A 22,262-nucleotide genomic window follows, 5' to 3' on the forward strand; every position below is an offset into this window, starting at 1 on the left:
CTGAGTCCTGAGGCTGTTGCAATGAAAATGAGAATCAAGGGCTGTGACACGCGCCAGTTACCTTTAATGGATATGAGATGAATGAGGCAATTGTTTTGCTATACTCTCTCCGCACGGGCGATTGGCGCAACGGTTAGCGCAGGTGCTTTACACGCACAAGGCTGGGGGTTCGAATCCCTCATCGCCCACCACTGATTTGGAAACGGCCCTCGAAAGGGGACCGTTTTTGCTTGCGCCCGGTGCATGGGATTCGAACCCGCCAGCACGTCCGCCACAAAGGCCGTGGCCAAAAAATGGCAAAAATGAGTACTGTTACTAATTTTGTAGCAGCGATTTTTGGGTTTCGCTGGGTAAATCTAGCCCTGAATCAGCGATTTGAAGCCTTTGCTAGCTGTTTCCCCATTAACATAACTGAACATGTGTGGTCTAACTAATCCTAGATAGTCGGTTTCATATGAGATTCAGCTGGTGACAGTACTCACATTTGGCATTTTTTGTCCAAAGGCTCTCCTGGCCATTGCAGATTTGTGGCAAAACGGGTTCCGGACCGCTGAATCGTGCCGCATATGGCACGCCCGCAGTCCAGAACCCGGTCCAAATTAAGTTATTGCGCCGTGTTAGCCCAAAACGCCCGCCAGGATCTCGATCAGGCCGTCCACGTCGACTTCCTCGCAGACAAGCGGCGGCAGGAAACGCAGCGTGTGGGCACCAGTAGCGTTAATCACAGCGCCGGCGGCAAGCGCGCGGGCAACAATATCATGCGCATCGCCCGCAGCGTCATCCAAGTCGCAGCCGAGCATCAAGCCGCGACCGCGCACCTCGGTAACGTGCGGAAGCTTGGCCAGCGCCTGCTCCATATAGGCGCCCACCTTGGCGGCATGCTCAGCATAGCCGCCGCGCACGAGCGCGGAGAGCGTCGCGGCGCACGCCGCGACGGCCAAGCAGCTACCGCCAAAGGTCGAGCCGTGGTCGCCCGGCTTAAACACGTCGGCGATTTCCTTCTTTGCCACCACGGCACCCATGGGCACGCCATCGGCAATGCCCTTGGCAAGGCTCATAATGTCGGGTTCCACGCCATAGGTCTGGAATGCAAACGGCTTGCCGGAGCGGAAGATGCCACACTGGACTTCGTCGGCGATAAGAACGGCGCCTGCCTCGTGTGCCAAGTCACGCGCCGCCGCCATAAACTCCTCGGTCATGGGGTGCACACCGCTCTCGCCCTGAATCGGCTCGAGCATGACAGCGCAGACCTCGCTTCCCAGCTGCTTAAAGATCGCACGCAGTTCATCGATATCGTTGGGCGTGCAGGCCACAAAGCCACCCGGCAGCGGGCGGAAACTATCCTGCAGCCAATCCTGCATGGTGGCGGCAATGGTCTCGAGCGTACGGCCGTGGAAGCCGCCGCGCATGCACACGATAGTGTTGCCGCCGTTACCGGCACGCTTGGCGTACAGGCGCGCGAGCTTCATCGAGCCCTCGTTGGCCTCGGCGCCGGAGTTGGCAAAGAAGGTCTCCCAAACCTGCTCATCCGCAGCCGGGGCACCAAGAGCAGCTGCCGTGGTCTCATCGCCGGCGGCAATGGCATCGGCAAGCACGCGTGCACCATCTAAGTCGTCGTTGGCAAGCTTGGACAGCAGCGCCGCGACCTGTCCACGCTGCTCGATGTAGAAGTAATTGGAGACATGCATGAGCTTTTTGGTCTGTGCCTCGAGCGCCGAGAGCACAGCCGGGTCGCCATGACCTAGGCTGCACACGCCGATGCCGGCAAGAAAGTCGAGGTACTCACGACCATCGTCGCCGGTGAGCTTCATGCCGTGACCCTCGACAAACTCGACCGGAGAGCGGCCAAAGGTATGCATAACGTAATGGGATTCAAGCGATTGCTGAGCTACAAGTGACATGGGATGCCTTTCGTTGGGCGCCAGACGGCGCAGGCCTATGGGTGCAGGAATGGGGCGGCTGCGAGTCAGTTAGACCGTCTGAAGCTTCTCGACCTCGTCGAGGTTCTCGGTCAGACGCGCAGCAAACGTCGAAAGCGGATGCGGATGCGTATCGAACTCGTAAGCCGTCTCGGTGGAATGGATCACGGTACCGACGCCGGCATCGGTCAGCAGCTCCAGCAGCAGCGAATGCGGCGTGGTGCCGTTGATGATGTGGGCACGAAATACACCGCCGGCAAGCGCATCGACGGCCGCGCGCAGCTTGGGAATCATGCCCTTATCGACCTCGCCGCCGTAGAGCATCTCATTGACCTCGTCGAGCGTCAGGTTGGAGATAAGCGAATCCTTGTCGCTAAAGTCCTTATACAGGCCATCGACGTCGGTAAGGAAGATCACCTTATGCGCATGGAGCGCCGCCGCAACAGCACCGGCGGCGGTGTCGGCGTTGATGTTAAAGAAGCCGCCGTCCTCCCCCGCCGCAACGGTAGCGATGACGGGAATGTACTCGCTATCGAGCAAGCGCTCGATATAGTCGGTGTTGACGTGCGCGACCTTGCCCACGCGACCGAGCTCGGGGTCGAGCGGCTCGGCGATGAGCGTGCCGGCATCGCTGCCCGACACGCCCACGGCCAGGTTGCCGTGCCGGTTGATGGCAGCGACCAGCTCCTGGTTGACCTTGCCGCCCAGCACCTCGCGCACGATATCCATGGTCGCCGGCGTGGTCACACGCTGGCCGTTCTTAAACTCGACAGGGATGTCATAGTGGCTCAACGCCTCATTGATGGCCTTGCCGCCGCCATGCACGATAACGGGGCGCATGCCGATGATCTTAAGCAGGACGATGTCACTCATCACGTCGCGGCGCAGCTGCTCGTCGACCATGGCGGCTCCGCCATACTTGATAACGACCGTCTTGCCGGTCAGGTTTTTAATCCACGGCAGCGCCTCAAACAGCAGCTGCGCGGTTGCCTCGTTGGATTCACTCGAGCGACAATCGCGTGCGAATTTCATAGTCTGCCTCGTCTTTCGTATCGTTATCGCGCCGTGCTCCGCCGTCCGCAATCGCGACGAGATGCACAGCGCGCCTGGAGTTTAGGAACGGTAGTCGCCGTTGATCGAGATGTACTCGTGCGTGAGGTCGCAGGTCCAGACGGTCGTTGCCGCATCGCCTGCGCCGAGGTCGGCCGAGATCACAATCTCGGGCACCTCAAAACGCCGCAGGGCCTCGTCCTCATCGAAGGGAACAGTCAGACCGTCGCGACAGACAGGCATGCCCATCATGTCGATGGAAACGTCTTCCTGATTAAATTTCACGCCGCACTTACCGAGCGCCATGGCAACGCGGCCCCAATTGCAGTCATGGCCGGCGATGCAGGTCTTAACGAGCGGCGAGTTGGCAACGGCGCGGGCGGCGATATCGGCCTCCTCGTCGTTCACGGCGCCGGTAACGTTGACCGTAACAAGCTTGGATGCGCCCTCACCATCGGCGGCGATATTGCGCGCCAGGCTCTCGCACACCTCGTGCACGGCAAATGTCAACTCGTCAAAGGCATCGGAGCCCTCGACGATAGGCTCGGCATCTGCGGCAGCGGCACCGGAGGCAAGCATGGTGCAGGTGTCGTTGGTCGAGGTGTCGGAATCGACCGTTACCTTGTTAAAGGTCTGCTTGACGGTCGAGAGCAGCAGGGCATGAAGTGCCGCAGGCTCGACGGGGGCATCGGTAGTGATAACTGCGATCATGGTGGCCATGTTGGGCATGATCATGCCCGAGCCCTTGCACATTCCGCCTACCGTATAGACATTGCCCGCATGACCCGCAGCCTCACTGACGTAGGACACGGCGTACTCCTTGGAGTGCGTGTCGGTCGTCATGATGGCGCGAGCGGCATCGGCGCCACCGTGGGCGGAGAGCGCCTCGTAGGCAGCAGGAATGGCGGTCTCAAACGTGTCGATCGGCAGAATCTGGCCAATTACACCCGTGGAGGCAACCAGAATCTGCTGAGGCTCGCAGCCGATGACCTGCGATGCGATGCTGCACGTCTCGCGCGCGCATGCAAGGCCGGTCTCACCCGTGGCGGCGTTGGCATTGCCAGAGTTGACCGAAATGCCGGCGATGATACCGTACCCCTTGTCGGTACCGCCCAGGTTGGCACGGCTCACCTGCACGGGCGCCGCGCAAAAGCGATTGGTGGTAAACACGCCAGCACCGGGACAGGGTTTATCGGGCACGACGAGCGCGTAATCCAGACGCTCGGGGTTCTTGCGGAACCCAGCGTGGATGCCTGCAGCCTTAAAACCAGCCGCAGCCGTAACGCCACCCTCGACGGCGCGAATCTTGATATCAAACAGCTCGGTATTCATCGTCTTTATGACTCCTTATGTCAAACAAAAAACGGACATCGGTTGGTGCGCCATGCCAGTCGTGATCATGAAACCAGCTTAAGAGTGGCGCCCCACTCGATGCCCGACTACCAAATCGTTAACAATCGAATGTGCTACACCGGGCACGCCACTGTGGGCAAGCCTCGTCGCTCGTCAAAGCCAAAGACGATATTGGCGCACTGGACCGCTTGGCCCGCAGCGCCCTTGCACAGATTGTCGATGGCGCCCGTCGCCACCAGCACGCCCGCGCGCTTGTTGAGCGCGAGGCCAATCTGGGCAGCGTTGGTGCCGACGACCGAAGCCGTCTTGGGCTGCTGGCCGGCATCGAGCACGCGCACAAAGGTGCGACCGGCGTAGAACTGCTTGTAATGGTCGACGACATCCTCAAGAGCCAGCGTGTCGAGAGCCTGCGGCGCGAGCGGCAGCGTCACCGTGGAGAGCAGACCGCGCTTGAGCGGTGCCAGGTGCGGGGTAAAGACGACGCGATCGGTCAGGCCAAGGATTTGCTCAATCTCGGGCGTGTGGCGATGCTTGCCCACGCCGTAGGCCTCCAAGTTCTCGTCGGCGCTGCAAAAATGGGTGCGGGCGTTGCAGGACTTACCGGCGCCCGTCACGCCGCTAATGGCATCGACAATCACGGGGCCGTTCTCGGCCACCCAGCCCGCGCGCACGGCGGGCGCGGCGGCAAGGCTCGTTGCGGTGGGATAGCAACCGGCGCAGGCGACCAGCACGGGCTTGCCGTCGGCATGGTCGGATGCGGCGGTCTCCAAGTCCTGGCAGAACAGCTCGGGCAGACCGAAGGCACGGGTCTTGAGCAGCTCGGGGCTCGTATGCTCGGCGGCATACCAAGCCTCAAAAACGGACGCGTCGTTCAGACGGTAGTCGGCCGAAAGATCAAAGCAGGAGACGCCCGATGCAAGCAGCGCGGGCACCTGTGCCATGGCAGCCGTGTGCGGCACGGCCAAAAAGACCGCGTCGCAGTTCTTGAGCTCAGGGGCATCATGCGTCGTAAAGACAAGATCGCTTACGCCGGTGAAGCTCGGGTACACCGCAGACAACGGCTGGCCGGCATCGGCGTTGGACGTAATGGCAGCAAGTTCAAACTCGGGATGACCGAGGACGAGGCGAATGAGCTCGGCTCCGGCATATCCAGCCGCGCCGACGATTCCAACCTTCAAAGACATATCAGACTCCTTGTCTGCGATTTATGCACCGATGCGCATTTCGCAGCAGTCGTTATGAAGTGAGTTGAAACTTTAGCACCAAAAGATGCATGAATACGTAAATGGCTTGCATATTCATGCATTGAAACATTCCCGACACATTCGCTTGAAGGAATTGACAAATGGAGCGGGCCCCGTATTGACCGGCGCTCCTAACGGCGCCGGGCAATACGGGGCCCGCCCATGCGAAAACCAAGTTGTTAGGATGAGCCAGCTGGCTAGAGCTCGACCGGCACCCATTCGTCGTGATTGCAGATAAAAGCCTCGGGATCCTCGACGCTAAAGAAGACGAGCGTGGGGTCGTTAGGCCCCTCATAGTGCTCGCCCAGGTGCTCTAGATGCTTCCACCCGGCTTCGCGCATTTCGCCTAAAGCCCGGTCATCCAAGCCGGCACGCCCGCGCAAGATGAGCCAGCCATGGCCCGGCCACCAACTCGTGGCCTCAAAGCGCTGGTTTTGCAGCAGCTCTTGCCACACATCTTTGGTGCGCGCTGTTACAAACCACAGCTTGCCATTCTGGATCTGCGCAAACGAAAACGGACGCACATGAGGCTGTCCGTCAACGCTCGTCGCCAAATACCATGCCGGCACCGACGTCAGATACTCCAACACCGTATTCAATCCGTCCATGTGTCCTCCTGGCGCTAGCTAATTCGGAACGGGTAGTTAATTTGAGACGCGCTAGAGCTCCAGGCGCTCCTCGCTGCCGTCGATATCACAGAAGCGCGCGGCAATGTTGCGGACCGAAAAGAAAGCAAGGCGGCCGTCGTTGGCACTCTCGTGTTCCTCGCCAATGCCCACCATGTGCTTAAAACCCGCTTGACGCACCTTGTCGCTCGCAACTGCGTCGTCCTCAAGTGCGGCTTCGCCGGTCAATACGATCCAACATTCCCCCGGCTTCCAGCCCGAGAGCTCAAACTTGGGATTCGCACTCAGCTCCGCCCACACGTCCTTGTCGCGCGACGTGCAAAACCACAACTTACCGTCATCGACCATGGCAAAAGAAAACGGCCTCACACGAGGCTGATGCCCGTCGGCCACATCGGTCGTGGCCAGATACCACGCCGGAATGCGCCTGAGATATGAACAGGCGCGCTCAAGCTGAGCCGTGCGATCGTTGTCGGTCATAGGGACCCCTTTCTTGCGCTCGAATCGCGCCTAAACAAGTTGAAGGTTGATGACGATGACGCAGATGAGCAGCAGCGCCGTCACCACCGCAGCCAGCGCATCCCCGCGGCGAAATGCAAGCGCATGCAGGCGCGTGCGGCCCTGCTCACCGTGATAGCAGCGTGCATCCATGGCAGCAGACAGCGTCTCGGCATGGCGGAACACGCCCGTGAACAGCGGAATCGCCACACTGCCGAGCATACGCACGCCGCCGAGCGGACCTCCCGTCACGCGTGCACCGCGGCTTGCCTGCGCATCGGCCGTCTGCTTCATCTCGGTGGCAAACTGCGGCATAAAGCGTAGCGCGATACCCATGATCATGCCGAGCTCGTGCGCAGGAAGTCCCACACGCGCAAACGGCGCGAGCAGGCGCTCAAAGCCCGCGGTGAGGTCGAGCGTGGGCGTGGTGAGCGTAATGGCGCTCATGCCGGCCATCATCAACGTCAGGCGGCACGCCATAAAGGCGGCAGAACGCAGTGAGCCCTCGCTTATCTGCAGAAAGCCGAGCTGCCACAGGATGCGCCCACTCTGATCGGTAAACAAGTTGAGCACCGCGACCACGACGACGATTGCCAGCAGCGGCGCCATCGATGATAGGACCCGGCGCAACGGCACCCGGGACACGGCATAGATCAGCACGGCGAAAATTGCGACCGGGGCCAGTCCGCGGAAGCCGCCGACGGTCAGCGTCGTGATCAAAAACACAAAGCCCAGGAGCAGCTTGGTGCGCGGATCCAGGCGATGGATCGCACTATCGCCGGGATAGTAACTGCCAAACGAAAACGCCTCCATTAGCAGCCCTCCTCTCGCGCGACCGTCTTGGATTTAGCAATGTCCGAGACGTTAGAAGAACCGTCTGAGCGACCGATCAGCAAATTTGCCAACTCGTCGGCCAACGACTCAACCGTATAGAGCCCGCCGCAACGCAGCGGCACGCCCGCTTCCGAGAGCGCCAACGCCATGCGCTGGGCGGCGGGAACGCCCAAGCCGATCGATTTAAGCTCATCCGCATGCGCAAAAACCTGAGCGGGCGTGCCCTCAGCAAACACCGTGCCCTCGTTCATCACGACAATACGATCGCAGCAATTGGCAAGGTCATCCATACTGTGTGAGACCATGACGACGGTCAGGACCCCATGGTGAAGTCGATCGATGAGCTCCAGGAAATCACTGCGCGCCGCCGGATCGAGTCCCGCCATAGGCTCATCGAGTACCAGGACCTCGGGCTCCATGGCAAGCACGCCGGCAAACGCCACGCGCCGCTGTTGGCCACCCGAAAGCTCAAAGGGACTCTTGTCGCCCACCGTGGCCAAGTCGAGGCCCACGCGCGCGAGCGATGACTCAACGCGGCGGACAACCTCGGCCTGCGACAAGCCAAGGTTGTGCGGGCCAAACGCCACGTCCTGCGTCACGGTTTCGGCAAACAGCTGACGCTCGGGATATTGAAACACCACGCCGACCTTGGCCTTAACCGCGGCGGCATCTTTCTTGTTTGCCAGGTCGAGCCCCAGTGCGCGAACGAATCCCTCCTGGGGGCGAATCAAACCGTTGAGATGCTGGACCAGCGTCGACTTACCCGAGCCGGTATGACCTGCCAGCCCCAGAAACTCCCCGCGATGCACCGTCAGCGAAACATCGCGTAGCGCCCAGGGGCTGTTTGGATCGTTGCCCCAAAGAGCCTGTTTGCTCGATGCGTCCGCAGTGGCCGAGCGCTTGTGCCAGCGGCGACGCTCGCGAGCGCTCAGCGAGTAACTATACGAGAGGTGGGAAATCTCGATAACGGGCTCCGAAACATTTGTCTCGTCGGTCTCGGAGGAGGCATTGTCGGGCACGCGAGCATCGGGCACGGAAGGCCGCTCCGTGGCGCCCGCCACATTTCGCTCAACATAAGCCTGCGCAATCTCGGCGACCATATCCGCCTCGCGCACCTTTGCACAAACGGGCACGCCCCTCGCAGATAGTGCCCTGCCCAGACAGCACGACGCCGGCATATCCAGGTTGAGCTGCGCGAGTTCGTCCGCCCGCGTCAGAATCTCCTCGGGCGTACCGAGCATGGCAACGCGCCCCGCCCGAAACACCGCGACACGATCGGCCTCGGCGGCCTCTTCCATAAAGTGCGTAATCATCACGATGGTCATGCCGCGTTCGTGCAGCACGTGACAGGCCTTCATAAGGCCCTTGCGCCCGCGCGGATCGAGCATCGAGGACGCCTCGTCCAAAATGAGCACGCGCGGTTCCATGGCGAGCACACCGGCAAGCGCCACACGCTGCTTTTGACCGCCCGAAAGCGCATGGGTCTCGTGGCGCTCAAAGCCCACCAGGCCCACGCCCTTCAGCGCCTCGCGTACGCGCTGCGCAATTTGCGCCGATGGCACGCCAAGGTTTTCGGGACCGAACGCAACGTCATCTTCGACAAGCGTTGCCACCAGCTGGTCGTCGGGATTCTGGAACACCATGCCTGCGGTCGAACGAATGTCGTAGACCAGCTCGGGATCGGACGCATCCATACCGTTGATACGTACCGTGCCCGCATCGGGCTGCAGCAGCGCATTCAGATGCTTGGCAAACGTCGACTTGCCCGACCCATTGCCACCGAGGATGCAGAAAAACTCCCCGTCCTCGATGTTCAGATCGACACCGTCGAGTGCCGACACGGCACCGTCATAGCTAAAGGAAACGCCCCGACACTCAATCATGCGCGGCCTTTGACCTGGTCCTTTTTAGGCGTGATGAGGTTGGAGACTGCTTTATACACCGCTAGCGTCAACACCGAGTTAAGCACGGTCTTGATAAGGTTGAACGGCAGCACGGCAGGAATCATAAGCGGGGCGATCACATCGACCGAGCCATACCAGAACCATACGCCAATGGTAAGGTTTGCGACCATAGACAACGCCGTAGCGGCAATGACACCGAACACTAGGCCAATCACGGCACCCTTATAGGTATGCATCTTCTGGTACACGATAGCCGCGGGCAGAATGTAGCCCAGCGTGGCAACCAGGTTCATAAGTGCGCCGACCCAATCGCCCGTGGTAAGCGCATGGATAACAATCGCCATAGCGGCAACAGCAGTACCGGCGCCAGGACCATACGCAAAACCGCACACCATCGCCGGCACCAGCGACGGGTCATACGTCAAAAACGGCGCCGAAGGAAGGATAGGCAGCTGCACGTACATAAACAGGGCGCCCAAGGCACACATCAGCGCCATGGTAACGAGCTGTTTGGTGCTCCACCTATTCGTGTTCTCAAAATGGATATGCTGCGACTGTTCAGACATAAGATCACCTGCCTCTTTCATCCGGACTCTAACCGTTGGTACTGGGATCTCACCAGTTCAGCCGGTATGCGAACCAACACACGCTCGGGTCGCGGACTCATCGGCTCGGTCGCAGACGCCTCGCCTGCTCCGCGGCACCCCTTTGGCACCGCCCGATTTACCGCCAGTAGGGAATTCCACCCCGCCCTGAAACAGCACTTGCAAGTGTAGCACGAGCAATCGTTCGCGCAAGTATGCCGAGGGTAATTTGTGGTGGGGATCAGTTGCCACAACAACCACGTTCCCCACCCATCCCAAAGTAGCGCGCCTTTCGCGCAAAGCGCGAAACAGCGAAGGGGACAAGCCACTGCAACAACCACATCCTCCACTCGCCCCAAAGCGGCGCGCCTTTCGCGGCAAAGCCGCGAAACAGCGACCGGGACACGTATTCCCAACAACCAAGTCCTCCGCCCACGCCGACCTCAAGGCCGTAAACGCAGGGAATCCGGGGGCGTGACGGGGGCTTCTCTCCGGAACATTCCGCAGGACGCAAAGAGGCTCCGCAGCGCGAAGCGCGATGCGGAGCCTCTTTGCATGTCCGAGGACGTTCCGGAGAGAAGCCCCCGTCACGCCCCCGGATTCCCGGTGGGAGTTCTAGACCTTGTCGGCCTTAGTACATACCGCCGCCCTGCTGACCAGCGGTAGCAGCAGCGATAGCGTCCTCAAGCTGAGTGTTCTTGGGCACATCGGAGACGGTGGCCTCGGTGATGAGAATCAGGCTGGCGACAGAAGCAGCGTTCTGCAGGGTGACGCGGCTAACCTTGACGGGGTCGAGGACGCCCATCTCGATCATGTCGCCCCACTCGCCGTTGGCAGAGTTGAGACCCTGGCCGGCGGGCAGCTCGGCAACCTTGTCGACCACGACAGCGCCCTCAAAACCAGCGTTCTTGGCGATGGTAGCGACCGGAGCGGTCAGAGCCTTCTTGACGATGTCGACACCGATCTTCTCCTCGGGGTCGTCAAGCTCAACGGCGTCGAGCGCAGGAGCAGCGTCCATGAAGGCGACGCCGCCACCGGCGACAATGCCCTCCTCGACAGCAGCGCGGGTTGCCTGCAGGGCGTCCTCGACGCGGTGCTTGATCTCCTTGAGCTCGGACTCGGTAGCAGCGCCGACCTTGATGACGGCAACGCCACCGGAGAGCTTGGCCAGGCGCTCCTGGAGCTTCTCACGGTCGAAGTCAGAGGTGGTGTTCTCCATCTCACCCTTGATCTGAGCGATACGAGCGTCGATGGCCTCCTTGGAGCCAGCACCACCGACGACGACGGTGTTGTCCTTGGAGATGGTGACGGACTTAGCGGTACCGAGCATATCGGCGGTGATGTCAGCAACCTTCACGCCCAGCTCGTCCAGGGCGGCCTGACCACCGGTGAGGACGGCGATGTCCTCGAGGATGCGCTTGCGGCGATCGCCGTAGCCCGGGGCCTTGACGGCGCAGACGTTGAGAGCGCCACGGATCTTGTTGAGGACCAGGGTCGGCAAAGCCTCGCCGTCGATGTCCTCAGCGATGATGAGCAGGCCACGGCCAGCGCGCTGGACAGCCTCGAGAACAGGCATGATGTCCTGGACGCTGGAGATCTTCTGGTCGGTGATGAGGATGTACGGATCCTTCATCACGGCCTCCATGCGGTCGTTGTCCGTGACGAAGTAAGCGGAGACGTAGCCCTTGTCGAACTGCATGCCCTCGACGGTGTCGATGGTGATGTCGAACGTCTGGGAATCCTCGACGGTGATGACGCCGTCCTTGCCCACGACCTCCATGGCCTCGGCGATCTTCTCGCCGACCTCGGGGTCACCGGCGGAGATGGTACCGACGGAAGCGATCTGCTCCTTGGTCTCGACCGGCTTGGCCTGAGCCTTCATCTCGGCGACGGCAGCGTTGACGGCCTTGTCGATACCGCGACGGATGGCCAGCGGGTTGGCGCCAGCGGCGACGTTGCGCAGACCGTCGTTGACGATGGCCTGGGCGAGCAGGGTTGCGGTGGTGGTGCCGTCACCCACGGTGTCGTTGGTCTTGGTGGCGACCTCTTTCACCAGCTGGGCGCCCATGTTCTCGATGTTGTCCTCGAGCTCGATCTCCTTGGCGACGGAAACGCCGTCGTTGGTGATGGTCGGGGCACCGAACGTGCGCTGCAGAGCGACGTAACGGCCCTTGGGGCCCATGGTGACGGTAACGGCGTCGGCCAGAGTGTTGACGCCCTTGGCGAGCTTGGCGCGGGCATCGGTGTTGAACGTAATGTTCTTTGCCATGGTAGGTAATCCTCCAAAAGAAATGTGACTCGCGTCGCCGCTTCCGAGTCCTATGCGGCGGGCGCGTTCAAAGACGAATCAGAGATTCTGACGAGACTAGGCCTCGACGACAGCGTAGATGTCGTCGGCGCGCATCAGCAGATACTTCTCGCCGTCGACCTTGACCTCGTTGCCACCGAACTTACCGTAGATGACAACGTCACCGACCTTGACGTCCATGGGGATGCGCTCACCCTTGTCGTTGACCTTGCCAGCGCCAACGGCAACGATGGTGCCGCGCTGCGGCTTCTCCTGAGCGTTGCTGGCGATATACAGACCAGAAGCGGTCTTCTGCTCGGCCTCGTCGGGCTTGACCAGAACACGATCTGCAAGCGGCTTCAAAGACGACATGCTTGTCTCCTCCTTTTTGGGCCGCGCGGTTATACCACACGAATTAACCCTTTTTGTTTGCGTACGCGTTGAATGGTACCCACGAATGGCGGGTTATACAACACGGAGTCAAAAAATCTTATTTTTTGGCACTTAGATTTTCTGAATGCCAGGGGATAACTTAGCGGTGGCTCCCGGGGCGGACCGGAGGGCATGAAGTTTGCTGCTCTACAGTCCTGCGCAAGACGGAAAGCACATTAAGTGCTTTCCTTTGCGTGCGGAACTCGCGACAAACTTCATGCCCTCCGGTCCGCCCCGGGAGGCAGGTTAACTAATTCGGGCCCGGCATTCAGAAAAGTCAGTACAGCAAAATGGCGATGCGGATGGTGCGAACAAGAAAGGGGCACGTTGCTGAAACGCGCCCCTTGTGGGTGGGGTATGGGGCTAGCGCTCGTAGATTAAGTTGCCTGCCAGGTAGGTGGCTTGGACTTTGGTGGCTTGGAGTTCTTGGGGGTCGATGGTGAGCAGGTTTTGGTCCAGGACTACCAGGTCGGCGTATTTGCCGGGTTCTAGGCTGCCGAGGTTTTGCTCGTCGCCCGCTGCATAGGCGCTGCCCAGGGTGTAGTTGCGCAGGGCTGTTGCTGCATCGATGCGCTCGCTCGGCAGCCAGCCGCCCTCGGGCCAGTGGCTTTTGGGGTCTTGGCGCGTGATAGCCGTGTAGAGCACGTTCATGCTGGTAACGGGCGTGATAGGGCTGTCAGTACCGAAGGCTTGGCGAATGCCGCGCTGCTTATAGGTTGCAAACGGCCACATGATGCGGCTGCGCTCCATGCCCAAACCGCGCTCGGGGCCGCCCGGGTCGAGCGTAATGTGACAGGGCTGACTCGAGGCAATCACGTTGAGCTTGCGCAGGCGGTCGATGTCCTCGGGCAGGAGGTTCTCCAGATGCTCGAGTGTGTTATGGCCGTGCTGGGGCAGGCCGTACAGGTCGGCGGCCTCCTCGAAGATATCCAGCGCGGCATGAATCGCACCGTCGCCGATGACGTGGATACGCACAGTGTGGCCGCGCTCCGCAGCCGCCAGAACCAGCTTACGCATGCGCTCGGCAGGAACTGTCAGACGGCCCTGGTCGCCCGGGAAGCGCGGATTGGTATAGGGCTCGGTGAGATATGCCGTGTGTTCGCTCGACACGCCGTCGAAGAACTGCTTAAAGCCTGGCGCCGAGAGCAGCGCGTTGTTCGCGTAGCGGGTCTGCAGCTCTTCCAAGCGCAACTGGTCATCCAGCAGCGTGGGGAACAGATGGGCTCGGATGCCCAACTTGCCGGCTGCCTGTAGCTTGCCGTAGACATCGTCGCGGATAAAATCGCAGCCCGGCATGGGCATGAGCGACATGTCGCAGATCGAGGTGATGCCCTGCTCGGCCATACGCCTCATTTGATCGGCGTAAGCGCTTGCAATGCGATCCTCCCCCAGCCACTCAAGGCAGCGCGGAAGCAGCTGCATAGCGGCCGCCTCGTGAGCGATACCCGTGAGCTCGCCGTTTGCATCCTTGTCGTAGCCACCGCCCGCTGGCGGCTCGCTGTCGCGCGTGACGCCGAGCGCCTCGAGTGCGCGGCTGTTGAGCCACAGCGTATGGCCGTCGCCCGAATACATAACGCAGGGGCGATCGGGGAATGCCGCATCGAGCGACGCCTTGGTAGGATGCTCGGGCGGGTCCCAACGGTAGTCGCGCCAGCCCTGAGTCACAACCCAAGCGTCGTCGGGCAGGTCCTGGGAAAACTCGAGCGCGTGTTGCACCAGCGCCGCCTCGGACGTGCCCATATCCATGAGCATGTACGGCGAGGAGCCGACCGAGGTATGGAAGAAGTGCAGATGAGCGTCATGGAAACCTGGGCAGACAAACTGCTCGCCGTAGTCGATAACCGGCGTGGCGGCAGGCGCGGCGGCAATCACGTCATCGGGCGCACCGACTGCGACGATACGGTCGCCTGCGATGGCAATCGCCAGCTCGCGGGCGGTATCGATGCCGTCTTGCGCGGTAAAGACGTTCTTGGAGCGGATAATCCGATCGATATGTTGCATGGGCATCCCCATCTCTGGCAGGAAATTCAACACCCCCGAGTGTACTCCCCCGCCCTTGTAACAAAACCCCAAGCGGCAAACGGCAACTTTACCAGCCCTAGCGGCAGGTGGCATACTGGAATGAGCTTGTACGATTTTGCGATAAACCAGCAAGGAGCAAATCGACTATGACGAAGACCAAGGCACAGCAGATTATGGCGGCAACCGAGGTTCGCGCGGCAGACGACGTCACCGCAGCCATCCAAGATATCGCTGCCGAGTTTGAACCCTACATCATTAAGCAGCGCCGCCACTTCCATAAGCACCCGGAGCTGAGCCTCGCCGAGGAACGCACGACATCTGACATCGCCAACCAGCTGGACGCCATGAATATCCCCTACGAGCGTCCCCTTAAGACGGGCCTTGTGGCGACCCTTCGCGGCACCGCGCCCGACGCCTATCGCGAGGACGGCACACCACGCCGCCGCATCCTGCTGCGCGCCGACATCGACGCCCTGCCCGTCACCGAGCAGACCGGCGAAGAGTTCGCCAGCGTCAACGAGGGCTGCATGCACGCCTGCGGCCACGACTGCCATATCGCCATGATGCTCGGCACGCTGCAAATCCTGCGCCATATGACCGACGACATCCACGGCGAAGTCCGCATCGTCTTCCAGCCCAGCGAGGAAAACGGCCAGGGCGCCAAGCTCATGATCGGCACGGGCGTGCTCGACGGCGTCGATGGTGCCTACGCCGCGCATATCTGGAGCGAGGTTGACGCCGGCACCGTAAGCTGCGAGCCCGGTCCGCGCATGGCCAATACCGACTGGTTCCGCATCGACGTCCGCGGCACCTCGTGCCACGGCGCTATGCCCCAGCGCGGCCACGACGCCGTTATGGTTGCCGCTGAGATCGTCAACGCACTGCAGACTATCGTCTCGCGCGAGATTAGCCCCTACGAGCCGGCCGTTATCACCGTCGGTGAGCTGCATGGCGGCACCGCGCGCAATGTTATCGCCGGCACGGCTTACCTCGCCGGCACGGTGCGCACCTACGGCGACTCGACCCACGAGGAAATGCCGGAGCTCATGCGCCGCATCGTGGAGCATACCGCGGCAGCCCTGGGCGCCGAAGCCAAGCTCACCGACTACACCATCGCCAACTACAAAGTCGAAAACGAAGCCGCATCGAGCGAGCGCTGCCGCCAGGCCGTACTCAAATGCCTGGGCCCCGCCGGCGAGGGACATTACCGCGGCACGCTTTCGGGCGAGGACTTTTCGGAGTACCTGCGCCGCGTGCCGGGCGTGCTCGCCTTTGTAGGTGCGCGCAACCCCAAGATTGGCGCCACGTACGCTCAGCATTCCTGCTTTTACAAGATCGACGAGACTGTGCTGGCAAAAGGCTCCATGGTGGCCGCCCAGTATGCCATCGACTTTTTGGCCGAGCCCACGCAAGAGGAGCTCGACGGACCCGCTATCGCCGCGGTCGCCGAGACCAACCCCGACCTCGCCGCCAAGTTGCGTTCTGCTAAGGCCACAGCCGCCGAAGCACGCGACGCCATGCACGACGCCCGCACGGCTCGCCACGCCGCGATCAAGGGCATCCACGATGCACGCGCCGCCGCGCGCCGCGAGGAGAAGCACGACGAGTAGCCGATTCGCGACCGTCTCGCAGTCATAGCCACATCGCGATAACAAAGCGGGGGCGGACGTTTCGACACGTCCGCCCCCGCTCATTTGTCAGGCTCTATTTCTTCCATTTCCGCCCCGTCCTCAAATGGCAGGTGGCAGGACTACTCGTCCTGAGAGTCCTCGTCGGAGCTTGGCGCGGGGTCGGGCTCAGGCGCAGGCTCGGGCTCCGGTTCCGACATGGGCGCGGGGTCGGGCTCAGGCACGGGCGCGGGCTCAGGCTCAGGCTCAGGCACGGGCACGGGCTCGGGCTCGGGCGCAGGCGCCGCAGCGGAATCGGATACGGGCGCTGCGTCGGTGCTAAAACCAGCCGGAGCAGACTTCTTCTCAAACGGCAGCACAAAGGTCAGGACGTCATCCTTATCCTCATCAGCCCATTCAGCTGCATAACGCGCTACCCAATAGCCAACGGCACGATGCTTGAGCATCTTGCCAAAGACCGTAAGGAATACCGTGACAAACGCTGTCAGCACCAAGAACAATACGAGCGTGATGCCACCGCCGGTAACAAGCGCCTCAATAGCCGAAGGACGGTAGTAGTAGCTATACATACCGACAGAGGCAATGGTGCCAAAGACGAACGTCAGGATCCATGTGACAACGTTGGCGACCAGACCCGTCAAAAACTCGGGAAGGAACGAAGCGCAGAACAGCTTGGTCTTGTTGTGCTTAAACGCCGCCCAGACCTTGTCGAGCGAAAACGCGCTCTCGACACGACCGGTCACCGCAAAGTGCATCACGGCAATGTCGGCGAACATCTTAAAGAAGACCCCCAAGACCGCCGTGGCAATCATAGCCAGGACAAGCAGGCCAAGCGAGCCAAACAGCGCTGCCTCGAGTGCATAGGAGCCGTAATACGAATACGAGCCCGCGGCGCCAATTACCACGCTCTCCACCAGCGAAAGCACTACACCGATAACGGGAATGGCAGCGATAACCTCGAGCACGACCGAGATAACGCTCGAAAAGACTCCGAGGCCAAACGACGTGGAACGCATGAGTGGACGATCCATACCGCCATCAACCTTGAGCGACAGATCGCGACCCCACTCAATACCAAAGCCGGAACCACACACGCTCGCAATGCAAGCTGCCAAAAAGCCGATGGCAGCTGCAATGCCGCCAATAACGGGAATAAACAGCACGAGTACCGACACAACACAAATCAGCGCCGGTAAAAAGGCAATCTGGCACACGCGCTGCAGCACGCCCGGAGTCTTGGTCATATCCTCAAACGCCTGAGCCACACAGCCCTTGGACGCATTCGCCACGGGCGGTTGCGGAACAAACTGCTGGGGCTGACCCTGAGGGGCAGAGGCTGCGGCACCGGCATTGGGGGCACCACACGCACCACAGAACTTATCGTTGTCGCCCATGGGGGCACCACACTGCGAACAGAACATCGAGATCATCCCTTCGTATCTTGAGCGAATCATCTGGATCGCAAACGATGTCTTTGGCATCATTATCACCCAATGTGGGGACAAATACTCCAACATGACGCATTTGCAATGCGCAGGGCGCTATTCGATTGTTTGATGAGCTCGACCGCGTTAGTTCGTTCCGCGGAAACCCTTGCCGACGATCTCGGAGCTGTCGACGATCGTGATAAAGGCACCCGGATCGACTTCGCGCGCATAGCGGCGCAGTTGCACGGCCTCGCGACGGCTTAGCACGCTCATGATCACCGTCACGCACTTGCCCGAGAAAGCACCGTAGCCGCGGCTGATAGTCGCCGTACGGTTGAGATGCTTGACGATAAACTCCTCGACCTTAAGGGGCTCGGAGCAAATGACCGTGCAGACTTTACGCAGGTGGATGCTCTCGATGGCTTTGTCGACCACAAGCGTCTTGGCAAACAGGCCGAGCACGCAATACAGACCGACGCGCGGGCCGTACAAGAAGGCCGCGATGGTCACGATGCCGATATCGACCAGCAGCAGCGCACGGCCGATCTCAAGCGTCGTGCGGCGTTTGAGAATCATGGCGAGGATGTCCGTGCCGCCCGTCGAGGCACCAATATCAAAGACGATGGCGCTGCCGAGCGCCGGCAGAATCACGGCAAAGCACAGGTCGAGCCACATATCGCCCGTCATCGAGACATCGGTCGGAATAAAGAGCTCAAACAGCGAAACATAGGCGGACAGCGCAAACGAGGCAAAGACACTCCACAGGATTGCCTTGCGCTCCAAAAAGATAAAGCCCAGAACGACCAGGACCGCATTGATAATCCACATAAAGACGCCGACGGGCAGGGTCGGGAACAGCGTGGACAGAATGACCGACACGCCCGAGGTGCCGCCAAAAGCAAAGTGATTAGGGGTTTTAAACGCGACGATGGCAAAGGCCGTGAGGATCAGGCCCAAATTGAGCTCGGCAAAAAAGCGCGGAAAGCCCGGCTCCTGGCTGCGCTTGCGACCAGCGCGCTCGCCCCGCTCGATAACATCGCGATCGACCACGCGCTCCATCGGCACTACGGGAGGACGATACACCTCCTCGGCAGCACGCGACGCCGCCTCTGCCGCAGCGGCCTCAATTGCCCATGCCTTGCTTTCTGTTTCGTGCTCGTCGGCCATTACGGCAACCCCTCGTTAACAATTTGGAAACAATGCGCCCATTAGAGTAACGCGGAACGTGGGGATTGCAACCCTTAGTTAGACGAGCGGTATGACTATATCGGGAGCGTACAAAAACGGCCGGCCACGCTTTTGCTTGCGCGGTCGGCCGTTTAATGTTTTCGCAGATAAAACCTGCCAAAACAAACCTGTCCCTTTTTGGAAGGTTATTCGTGCTGGCTGGTGCGGTGCTCGTGCTCCTCGGGGGTGATGACATCCTCGATGCGCAGGTTGACGCCCGCCACCTCAAGGCCGGTCATCGCGGCAAGGCGCTCGGTGACACGTGCCTTAACATCGTCGAAGATCGCGGGCGCATAGGCGCCGTACTCGATGATGACGGAGATGTTGACGACCACGCGATTGTCATCGGCGACCTCGACCGTCACGCCCTTGGTCAGATTCTCGGCACCAAACTGCTCCTGCACAAAGTGCATGAGGTTACCCTTCATGCCCAGAACGTGCGGAACCTCGCGGGTGGCCATGGCAACGATCTTCTCGATCACGCCGTTGGAATAGGTCAGCGAGTCCTCGGACTCATCCGATTCCTCGTCGTCCTCATCCGTATCGGACTCGGCCTCGACGAGAGCCTCATCCTCGAGCGTCACATCCTCAGCTTCGGCGACGACCGCCTCGTTCTCCTCGAGCTCGGTATCGGCTACATCGACCTTCGTATTAAAAGCCATGGTTCCTCCTTATGCCTGCCGCGGATGCGACAGTCGAATACATATTAGCGGCCGCTAAACAGACGGCCGAAGAAGTTGACGATCCCGTTCTCGCCGTCGCGAATTTGGCCGATCACGGCGCCGATCAGCACGAAGAATGCAATGACGAGCGTGTCCCACAGGCCCAACGTGAGCACCAACACGGCGAGGATAAAGCCGGCGACGGCGCCGAGCGTGGTGTTGGGATGACGCACAGCATAGCTCCAGATGGCAGCGCCCGTACCCTTGATGAGACCCATAGCCTCGTCAAAATCCGCGGCTGCCGCGTCTTGTAACTCGGTTGCCTCTGCTTTGGAATCAACAGGTTCGCTCGCCGACGTGGCGCTCTGGTCAATCGTCAGGCGCGGCGTACGAGCGGTCTTATCTTGATTGGTATCACTCACCGGAAACCTCCACGGTCTGGACGGTAGTCTTGGACGGCAAAAAACGGACGCGCGCGGTCGTACCCGGCGCGCCGAGCATGGTATCGCAGGCTTCTTCGATGCGCTGCTGCATCGCGGTAGCCAGAGATGCCACGTCCTTATCGTCAAGCGCGATAGCCTCGACCTTAAAACGGACGTGCGAATCGTCGGGGCCTTGGACGCGAGCCTCGACATGCTCGACCATCACGCGGTCGTCGCGCTCGGCAGCAACCCTGGCGCACGAAGAAAGCGCCGCAAGGGTAACCTCGATATTGCGCTCCCCCGCCGGATGCACGCAGGACGGTTCGCGACGGGCGAACATCAGGCGGAAAAAGCTCAGCAGTACGCCGATCGCCACGACGCCGGCGCACGCCGTCACGACGATGCGCGGCATGGGGTCGCGCATCAGCAGCATAAAGCGATACGTATACGGCCCCCAAAACTGGCAGACAAGCGTACCCAGTGCCACGATGGTGGCGGCAAGATACACGATCGCTAGGGCTCGTTTGAGTACGCGCACGCGGCGCTCCCTTCAAATCTCGGCTCTCGAAATGCAAAACGGTTCGCATCATTATAAAAGAGCCGGGTCCGGTGCTCTACGCACGCGGATCCGGCTCATCTATTCCACGAGGCTTGCATGCTCGCTTCATTATGCCCAGATATGCACGGCTCAATCCGTGCTGGCGCTACTCCTCCTCGAGGGCAGCGATGACCTCGTCGGTCATGTCCATGGTGCTGTAGACGTCCTGGACGTCGTCGAGCTCCTCAAGACGGTCGATGAGGCGCTGGACCTTCTTGGCGTCGGCGCCGGAAACCTCGGTCGGGGTGGTCGGGACCATGGTGGTCTCGGAGCCCTTGACCTGGACACCCTGCTCCTCGAGCGCCTTGGAGACAGCCATGACCTCGTTGGCAGCAGTCCAGACGATCCACTCCTCGCCGGCATCCTCGTAGTCCTCGCCACCGGCCTCGGCGATAGCCATCATGAACTCATCCTCGTCACCGGCAGCACCGTTGGCGATCATGGTCTCCTTCTTGGCGTTCTCATCCAGGATCTCCTTGGCGACGACGATCTGGCCCTTGCGCTCAAACTGGAAGGCGACGGAGCCGGAGGTGCCCAGGTTGCCACCAGCGTGGGAGAAGGCGGAACGGACATCAGCGGCGGTACGGTTGCGGTTGTCGGTCAGGCAGTCGACGTAGACGGCGACACCGGCGGGACCGTAGCCCTCGTACACGATGTTCTCGTAGACGGCGGCGTCAGCACCCGAACCAAAAGCCTTGTCGATAGCGGACTTGATCTTGTCCTTAGGCATGGACTGAGCCTTGGCCTTGGCAACGGCAGCGGCGAGGCTGGCGTTGTTCTCGGGCAGCGGGTCACCGCCGAGACGGGCAGCAACAGTGATGTTGCGGCTGAGCTTGGAGAAGAGGGCGGAACGCTTGGCGTCCTGCGCGCCCTTACGATGCTTGGTTGTGGCCCACTTAGAGTGTCCGGACATACGTGTCTCCTATCGGTTTCGACCTAAAGCCCAGCGCAGATGCTCGGGCAATATAAACAAACGTCGTTATGATATACCTACTAGCCTGCGAGATAAACCCCAAAATGAAGGCGTCGTGATGATGTCCCCTTTGGTGCAAAGAAACCTGACCCCAATGCACCAAGTTAGGACCAGAGGAAGTCGCTGCGGGTGACGGTGGCGCCGATGGCGAAGGGCATGCAGGCGATGACCGGATACAGGTAGCGCATGTAGGTCGAGCCGTTGCACGGACCAATCAGGCACACGGCGAGCACGCCCAACAGCGGCACCCAGATCGCCAGCGCACGCCATGAATGACGACGCAGCAGGTAGACCACCACGGCAATCATGATCCACACATAGGTGGCCGAGCTCATGGTGAGCGAAATAAACGGGATGCGCTGCACCGCCACACGGTACAGATTGATCAGGTGGTCACACCAGCGCACCACGTTGCTGTCAACCGGATGGAAGTCGAAGTACTTGAGGTTGTCGGGACGCGCCATGATCTCGGCACTACGCGCCGTGCTGTAGACCCAGGCATCGCGGGCACTCGGATAAAAGTAGCCGTAAGGGGGTGCGGACGATTTCTTGGACCGCGCCTAGGCGTATCC

General features: G+C 60.7%; 20 protein-coding genes, 1 tRNA gene and 1 riboswitch. Of the genes, 2 read left to right on the top strand and 19 right to left on the bottom strand.

Going from position 1 to position 22,262, the window contains the following annotated elements; genetic code table 11:
- Positions 1-115: 115 nt before the first annotated feature.
- Positions 116-191, top strand: a tRNA-Val gene (locus DWZ52_RS08440).
- Between the two features lie 426 nt (positions 192-617).
- On the opposite strand, the gene DWZ52_RS08445 is transcribed toward DWZ52_RS08440, so the two are convergent.
- The 12 genes from DWZ52_RS08445 to DWZ52_RS08500 all read right to left on the bottom strand — a co-directional run bounded on the left by DWZ52_RS08445 (position 618) and on the right by DWZ52_RS08500 (position 14,732).
- Positions 618-1,901, bottom strand: a complete 1,284-nt coding sequence (locus tag DWZ52_RS08445; protein WP_118385331.1) for an aminotransferase class III-fold pyridoxal phosphate-dependent enzyme — start codon at positions 1,899-1,901, stop codon at positions 618-620.
- Between the two features lie 69 nt (positions 1,902-1,970).
- Positions 1,971-2,951: an acetylglutamate kinase gene (argB, locus tag DWZ52_RS08450; RefSeq protein WP_117641046.1), complete on the bottom strand. Its 981-nt coding sequence runs from the start codon at positions 2,949-2,951 to the stop codon at positions 1,971-1,973.
- An 81-nt stretch (positions 2,952-3,032) separates the two neighbouring features.
- A complete protein-coding gene (argJ, locus tag DWZ52_RS08455) occupies positions 3,033-4,301 on the bottom strand; it encodes a bifunctional glutamate N-acetyltransferase/amino-acid acetyltransferase ArgJ (RefSeq protein ID WP_199411125.1) in 1,269 nt (422 codons plus the stop codon).
- 134 nt (positions 4,302-4,435) lie between these two features.
- The gene (gene argC, locus DWZ52_RS08460) at positions 4,436-5,506 is read right to left on the bottom strand and encodes an N-acetyl-gamma-glutamyl-phosphate reductase (protein WP_055252304.1); all 1,071 of its coding nucleotides are present in this window, start codon (positions 5,504-5,506) and stop codon (positions 4,436-4,438) included.
- Positions 5,507-5,763: 257 nt separating this feature from the next.
- On the bottom strand, positions 5,764-6,174 hold the full coding sequence (locus DWZ52_RS08465) for a pyridoxamine 5'-phosphate oxidase family protein (protein WP_117756885.1): 411 nt from the start codon (positions 6,172-6,174) through the stop codon (positions 5,764-5,766).
- A 51-nt stretch (positions 6,175-6,225) separates the two neighbouring features.
- A complete protein-coding gene (locus tag DWZ52_RS08470; protein WP_117648255.1) occupies positions 6,226-6,672 on the bottom strand; it encodes a pyridoxamine 5'-phosphate oxidase family protein in 447 nt (148 codons plus the stop codon).
- Between the two features lie 30 nt (positions 6,673-6,702).
- The gene (locus DWZ52_RS08475; protein WP_118385332.1) at positions 6,703-7,503 is read right to left on the bottom strand and encodes an energy-coupling factor transporter transmembrane protein EcfT; all 801 of its coding nucleotides are present in this window, start codon (positions 7,501-7,503) and stop codon (positions 6,703-6,705) included.
- Positions 7,503-9,407, bottom strand: coding sequence for an energy-coupling factor transporter ATPase (locus DWZ52_RS08480; RefSeq protein ID WP_118385333.1), 1,905 nt, complete (start codon positions 9,405-9,407; stop codon positions 7,503-7,505). The genes DWZ52_RS08475 and DWZ52_RS08480 overlap by 1 nt, the downstream gene beginning before the upstream one ends.
- Positions 9,404-9,994: an ECF transporter S component gene (locus DWZ52_RS08485; protein ID WP_117563816.1), complete on the bottom strand. Its 591-nt coding sequence runs from the start codon at positions 9,992-9,994 to the stop codon at positions 9,404-9,406. The genes DWZ52_RS08480 and DWZ52_RS08485 overlap by 4 nt, the downstream gene beginning before the upstream one ends.
- Positions 9,995-9,999: 5 nt before the next feature.
- Positions 10,000-10,192: riboswitch (FMN riboswitch) on the bottom strand.
- A gap of 451 nt (positions 10,193-10,643) precedes the next feature.
- Complete coding sequence (gene groL / locus DWZ52_RS08490) at positions 10,644-12,281, bottom strand: chaperonin GroEL (RefSeq protein WP_118385334.1); 1,638 nt, start codon at positions 12,279-12,281, stop codon at positions 10,644-10,646.
- Positions 12,282-12,377: 96 nt separating this feature from the next.
- Positions 12,378-12,671, bottom strand: a complete 294-nt coding sequence (groES, locus tag DWZ52_RS08495; protein ID WP_022094351.1) for a co-chaperone GroES — start codon at positions 12,669-12,671, stop codon at positions 12,378-12,380.
- A gap of 423 nt (positions 12,672-13,094) precedes the next feature.
- Complete coding sequence (locus DWZ52_RS08500; RefSeq protein WP_233547295.1) at positions 13,095-14,732, bottom strand: amidohydrolase; 1,638 nt, start codon at positions 14,730-14,732, stop codon at positions 13,095-13,097.
- A gap of 167 nt (positions 14,733-14,899) precedes the next feature.
- Here DWZ52_RS08500 and DWZ52_RS08505 point away from each other — a divergent pair, with 167 nt between their 5' ends.
- On the top strand, positions 14,900-16,363 hold the full coding sequence (locus DWZ52_RS08505) for a M20 family metallopeptidase (protein ID WP_117802896.1): 1,464 nt from the start codon (positions 14,900-14,902) through the stop codon (positions 16,361-16,363).
- 140 nt (positions 16,364-16,503) lie between these two features.
- Here the strand turns inward: DWZ52_RS08505 and DWZ52_RS10280 are convergent, their stop codons facing one another.
- From DWZ52_RS10280 to DWZ52_RS08540, 7 genes are all read right to left on the bottom strand, one after another.
- Positions 16,504-17,898 (bottom strand): zinc-ribbon domain-containing protein, encoded by a 1,395-nt coding sequence (locus tag DWZ52_RS10280; RefSeq protein WP_118385335.1) that lies wholly within the window; start codon positions 17,896-17,898, stop codon positions 16,504-16,506.
- A 54-nt stretch (positions 17,899-17,952) separates the two neighbouring features.
- Positions 17,953-18,975: a YitT family protein gene (locus tag DWZ52_RS08515; protein WP_118385336.1), complete on the bottom strand. Its 1,023-nt coding sequence runs from the start codon at positions 18,973-18,975 to the stop codon at positions 17,953-17,955.
- Between the two features lie 206 nt (positions 18,976-19,181).
- Positions 19,182-19,697, bottom strand: a complete 516-nt coding sequence (locus tag DWZ52_RS08520) for an Asp23/Gls24 family envelope stress response protein (RefSeq protein ID WP_118385337.1) — start codon at positions 19,695-19,697, stop codon at positions 19,182-19,184.
- Positions 19,698-19,741: 44 nt separating this feature from the next.
- Entirely contained in the window at positions 19,742-20,119 is a 378-nt protein-coding gene (locus tag DWZ52_RS10165; protein ID WP_231500738.1) for a DUF2273 domain-containing protein, read from the bottom strand.
- On the bottom strand, positions 20,112-20,657 hold the full coding sequence (locus DWZ52_RS08530) for a hypothetical protein (RefSeq protein ID WP_117640268.1): 546 nt from the start codon (positions 20,655-20,657) through the stop codon (positions 20,112-20,114). The genes DWZ52_RS10165 and DWZ52_RS08530 overlap by 8 nt, the downstream gene beginning before the upstream one ends.
- A 166-nt stretch (positions 20,658-20,823) precedes the next feature.
- Positions 20,824-21,630 carry a YebC/PmpR family DNA-binding transcriptional regulator gene (locus DWZ52_RS08535; protein WP_117584122.1) on the bottom strand — a complete coding sequence of 269 codons (807 nt, stop codon included), beginning with the start codon at positions 21,628-21,630 and terminating at the stop codon, positions 20,824-20,826.
- Positions 21,631-21,794: 164 nt separating this feature from the next.
- Positions 21,795-22,154, bottom strand: coding sequence for a DUF6020 family protein (locus tag DWZ52_RS08540; RefSeq protein WP_199579206.1), 360 nt, complete (start codon positions 22,152-22,154; stop codon positions 21,795-21,797).
- Positions 22,155-22,262 lie beyond the last annotated feature (108 nt).

Origin of the sequence: Collinsella sp. AF33-16 (assembly GCF_003475325.1) — a bacterium.
Lineage (GTDB): Bacteria > Actinomycetota > Coriobacteriia > Coriobacteriales > Coriobacteriaceae > Collinsella.

What these genes read in the sequence shown, in the direction of transcription:
- DWZ52_RS08445 (WP_118385331.1), bottom strand. Translation starts at nt 1,901, where the DNA reads ATGTCACTTGTAGCTCAGCAATCGCTTGAATCCCATTACGTTATGCAT.
- argB (WP_117641046.1), bottom strand. Translation starts at nt 2,951, where the DNA reads ATGAAATTCGCACGCGATTGTCGCTCGAGTGAATCCAACGAGGCAACC.
- argJ (WP_199411125.1), bottom strand. Translation starts at nt 4,301, where the DNA reads ATGAATACCGAGCTGTTTGATATCAAGATTCGCGCCGTCGAGGGTGGC.
- argC (WP_055252304.1), bottom strand. Translation starts at nt 5,506, where the DNA reads ATGTCTTTGAAGGTTGGAATCGTCGGCGCGGCTGGATATGCCGGAGCC.
- DWZ52_RS08465 (WP_117756885.1), bottom strand. Translation starts at nt 6,174, where the DNA reads ATGGACGGATTGAATACGGTGTTGGAGTATCTGACGTCGGTGCCGGCA.
- DWZ52_RS08470 (WP_117648255.1), bottom strand. Translation starts at nt 6,672, where the DNA reads ATGACCGACAACGATCGCACGGCTCAGCTTGAGCGCGCCTGTTCATAT.
- DWZ52_RS08475 (WP_118385332.1), bottom strand. Translation starts at nt 7,503, where the DNA reads ATGGAGGCGTTTTCGTTTGGCAGTTACTATCCCGGCGATAGTGCGATC.
- DWZ52_RS08480 (WP_118385333.1), bottom strand. Translation starts at nt 9,407, where the DNA reads ATGATTGAGTGTCGGGGCGTTTCCTTTAGCTATGACGGTGCCGTGTCG.
- DWZ52_RS08485 (WP_117563816.1), bottom strand. Translation starts at nt 9,994, where the DNA reads ATGTCTGAACAGTCGCAGCATATCCATTTTGAGAACACGAATAGGTGG.
- groL (WP_118385334.1), bottom strand. Translation starts at nt 12,281, where the DNA reads ATGGCAAAGAACATTACGTTCAACACCGATGCCCGCGCCAAGCTCGCC.
- groES (WP_022094351.1), bottom strand. Translation starts at nt 12,671, where the DNA reads ATGTCGTCTTTGAAGCCGCTTGCAGATCGTGTTCTGGTCAAGCCCGAC.
- DWZ52_RS08500 (WP_233547295.1), bottom strand. Translation starts at nt 14,732, where the DNA reads ATGCAACATATCGATCGGATTATCCGCTCCAAGAACGTCTTTACCGCG.
- DWZ52_RS08505 (WP_117802896.1), top strand. Translation starts at nt 14,900, where the DNA reads ATGACGAAGACCAAGGCACAGCAGATTATGGCGGCAACCGAGGTTCGC.
- DWZ52_RS10280 (WP_118385335.1), bottom strand. Translation starts at nt 17,898, where the DNA reads ATGTTGGAGTATTTGTCCCCACATTGGGTGATAATGATGCCAAAGACA.
- DWZ52_RS08515 (WP_118385336.1), bottom strand. Translation starts at nt 18,975, where the DNA reads ATGGCCGACGAGCACGAAACAGAAAGCAAGGCATGGGCAATTGAGGCC.
- DWZ52_RS08520 (WP_118385337.1), bottom strand. Translation starts at nt 19,697, where the DNA reads ATGGCTTTTAATACGAAGGTCGATGTAGCCGATACCGAGCTCGAGGAG.
- DWZ52_RS08535 (WP_117584122.1), bottom strand. Translation starts at nt 21,630, where the DNA reads ATGTCCGGACACTCTAAGTGGGCCACAACCAAGCATCGTAAGGGCGCG.
- DWZ52_RS08540 (WP_199579206.1), bottom strand. Translation starts at nt 22,154, where the DNA reads ATGGCGCGTCCCGACAACCTCAAGTACTTCGACTTCCATCCGGTTGAC.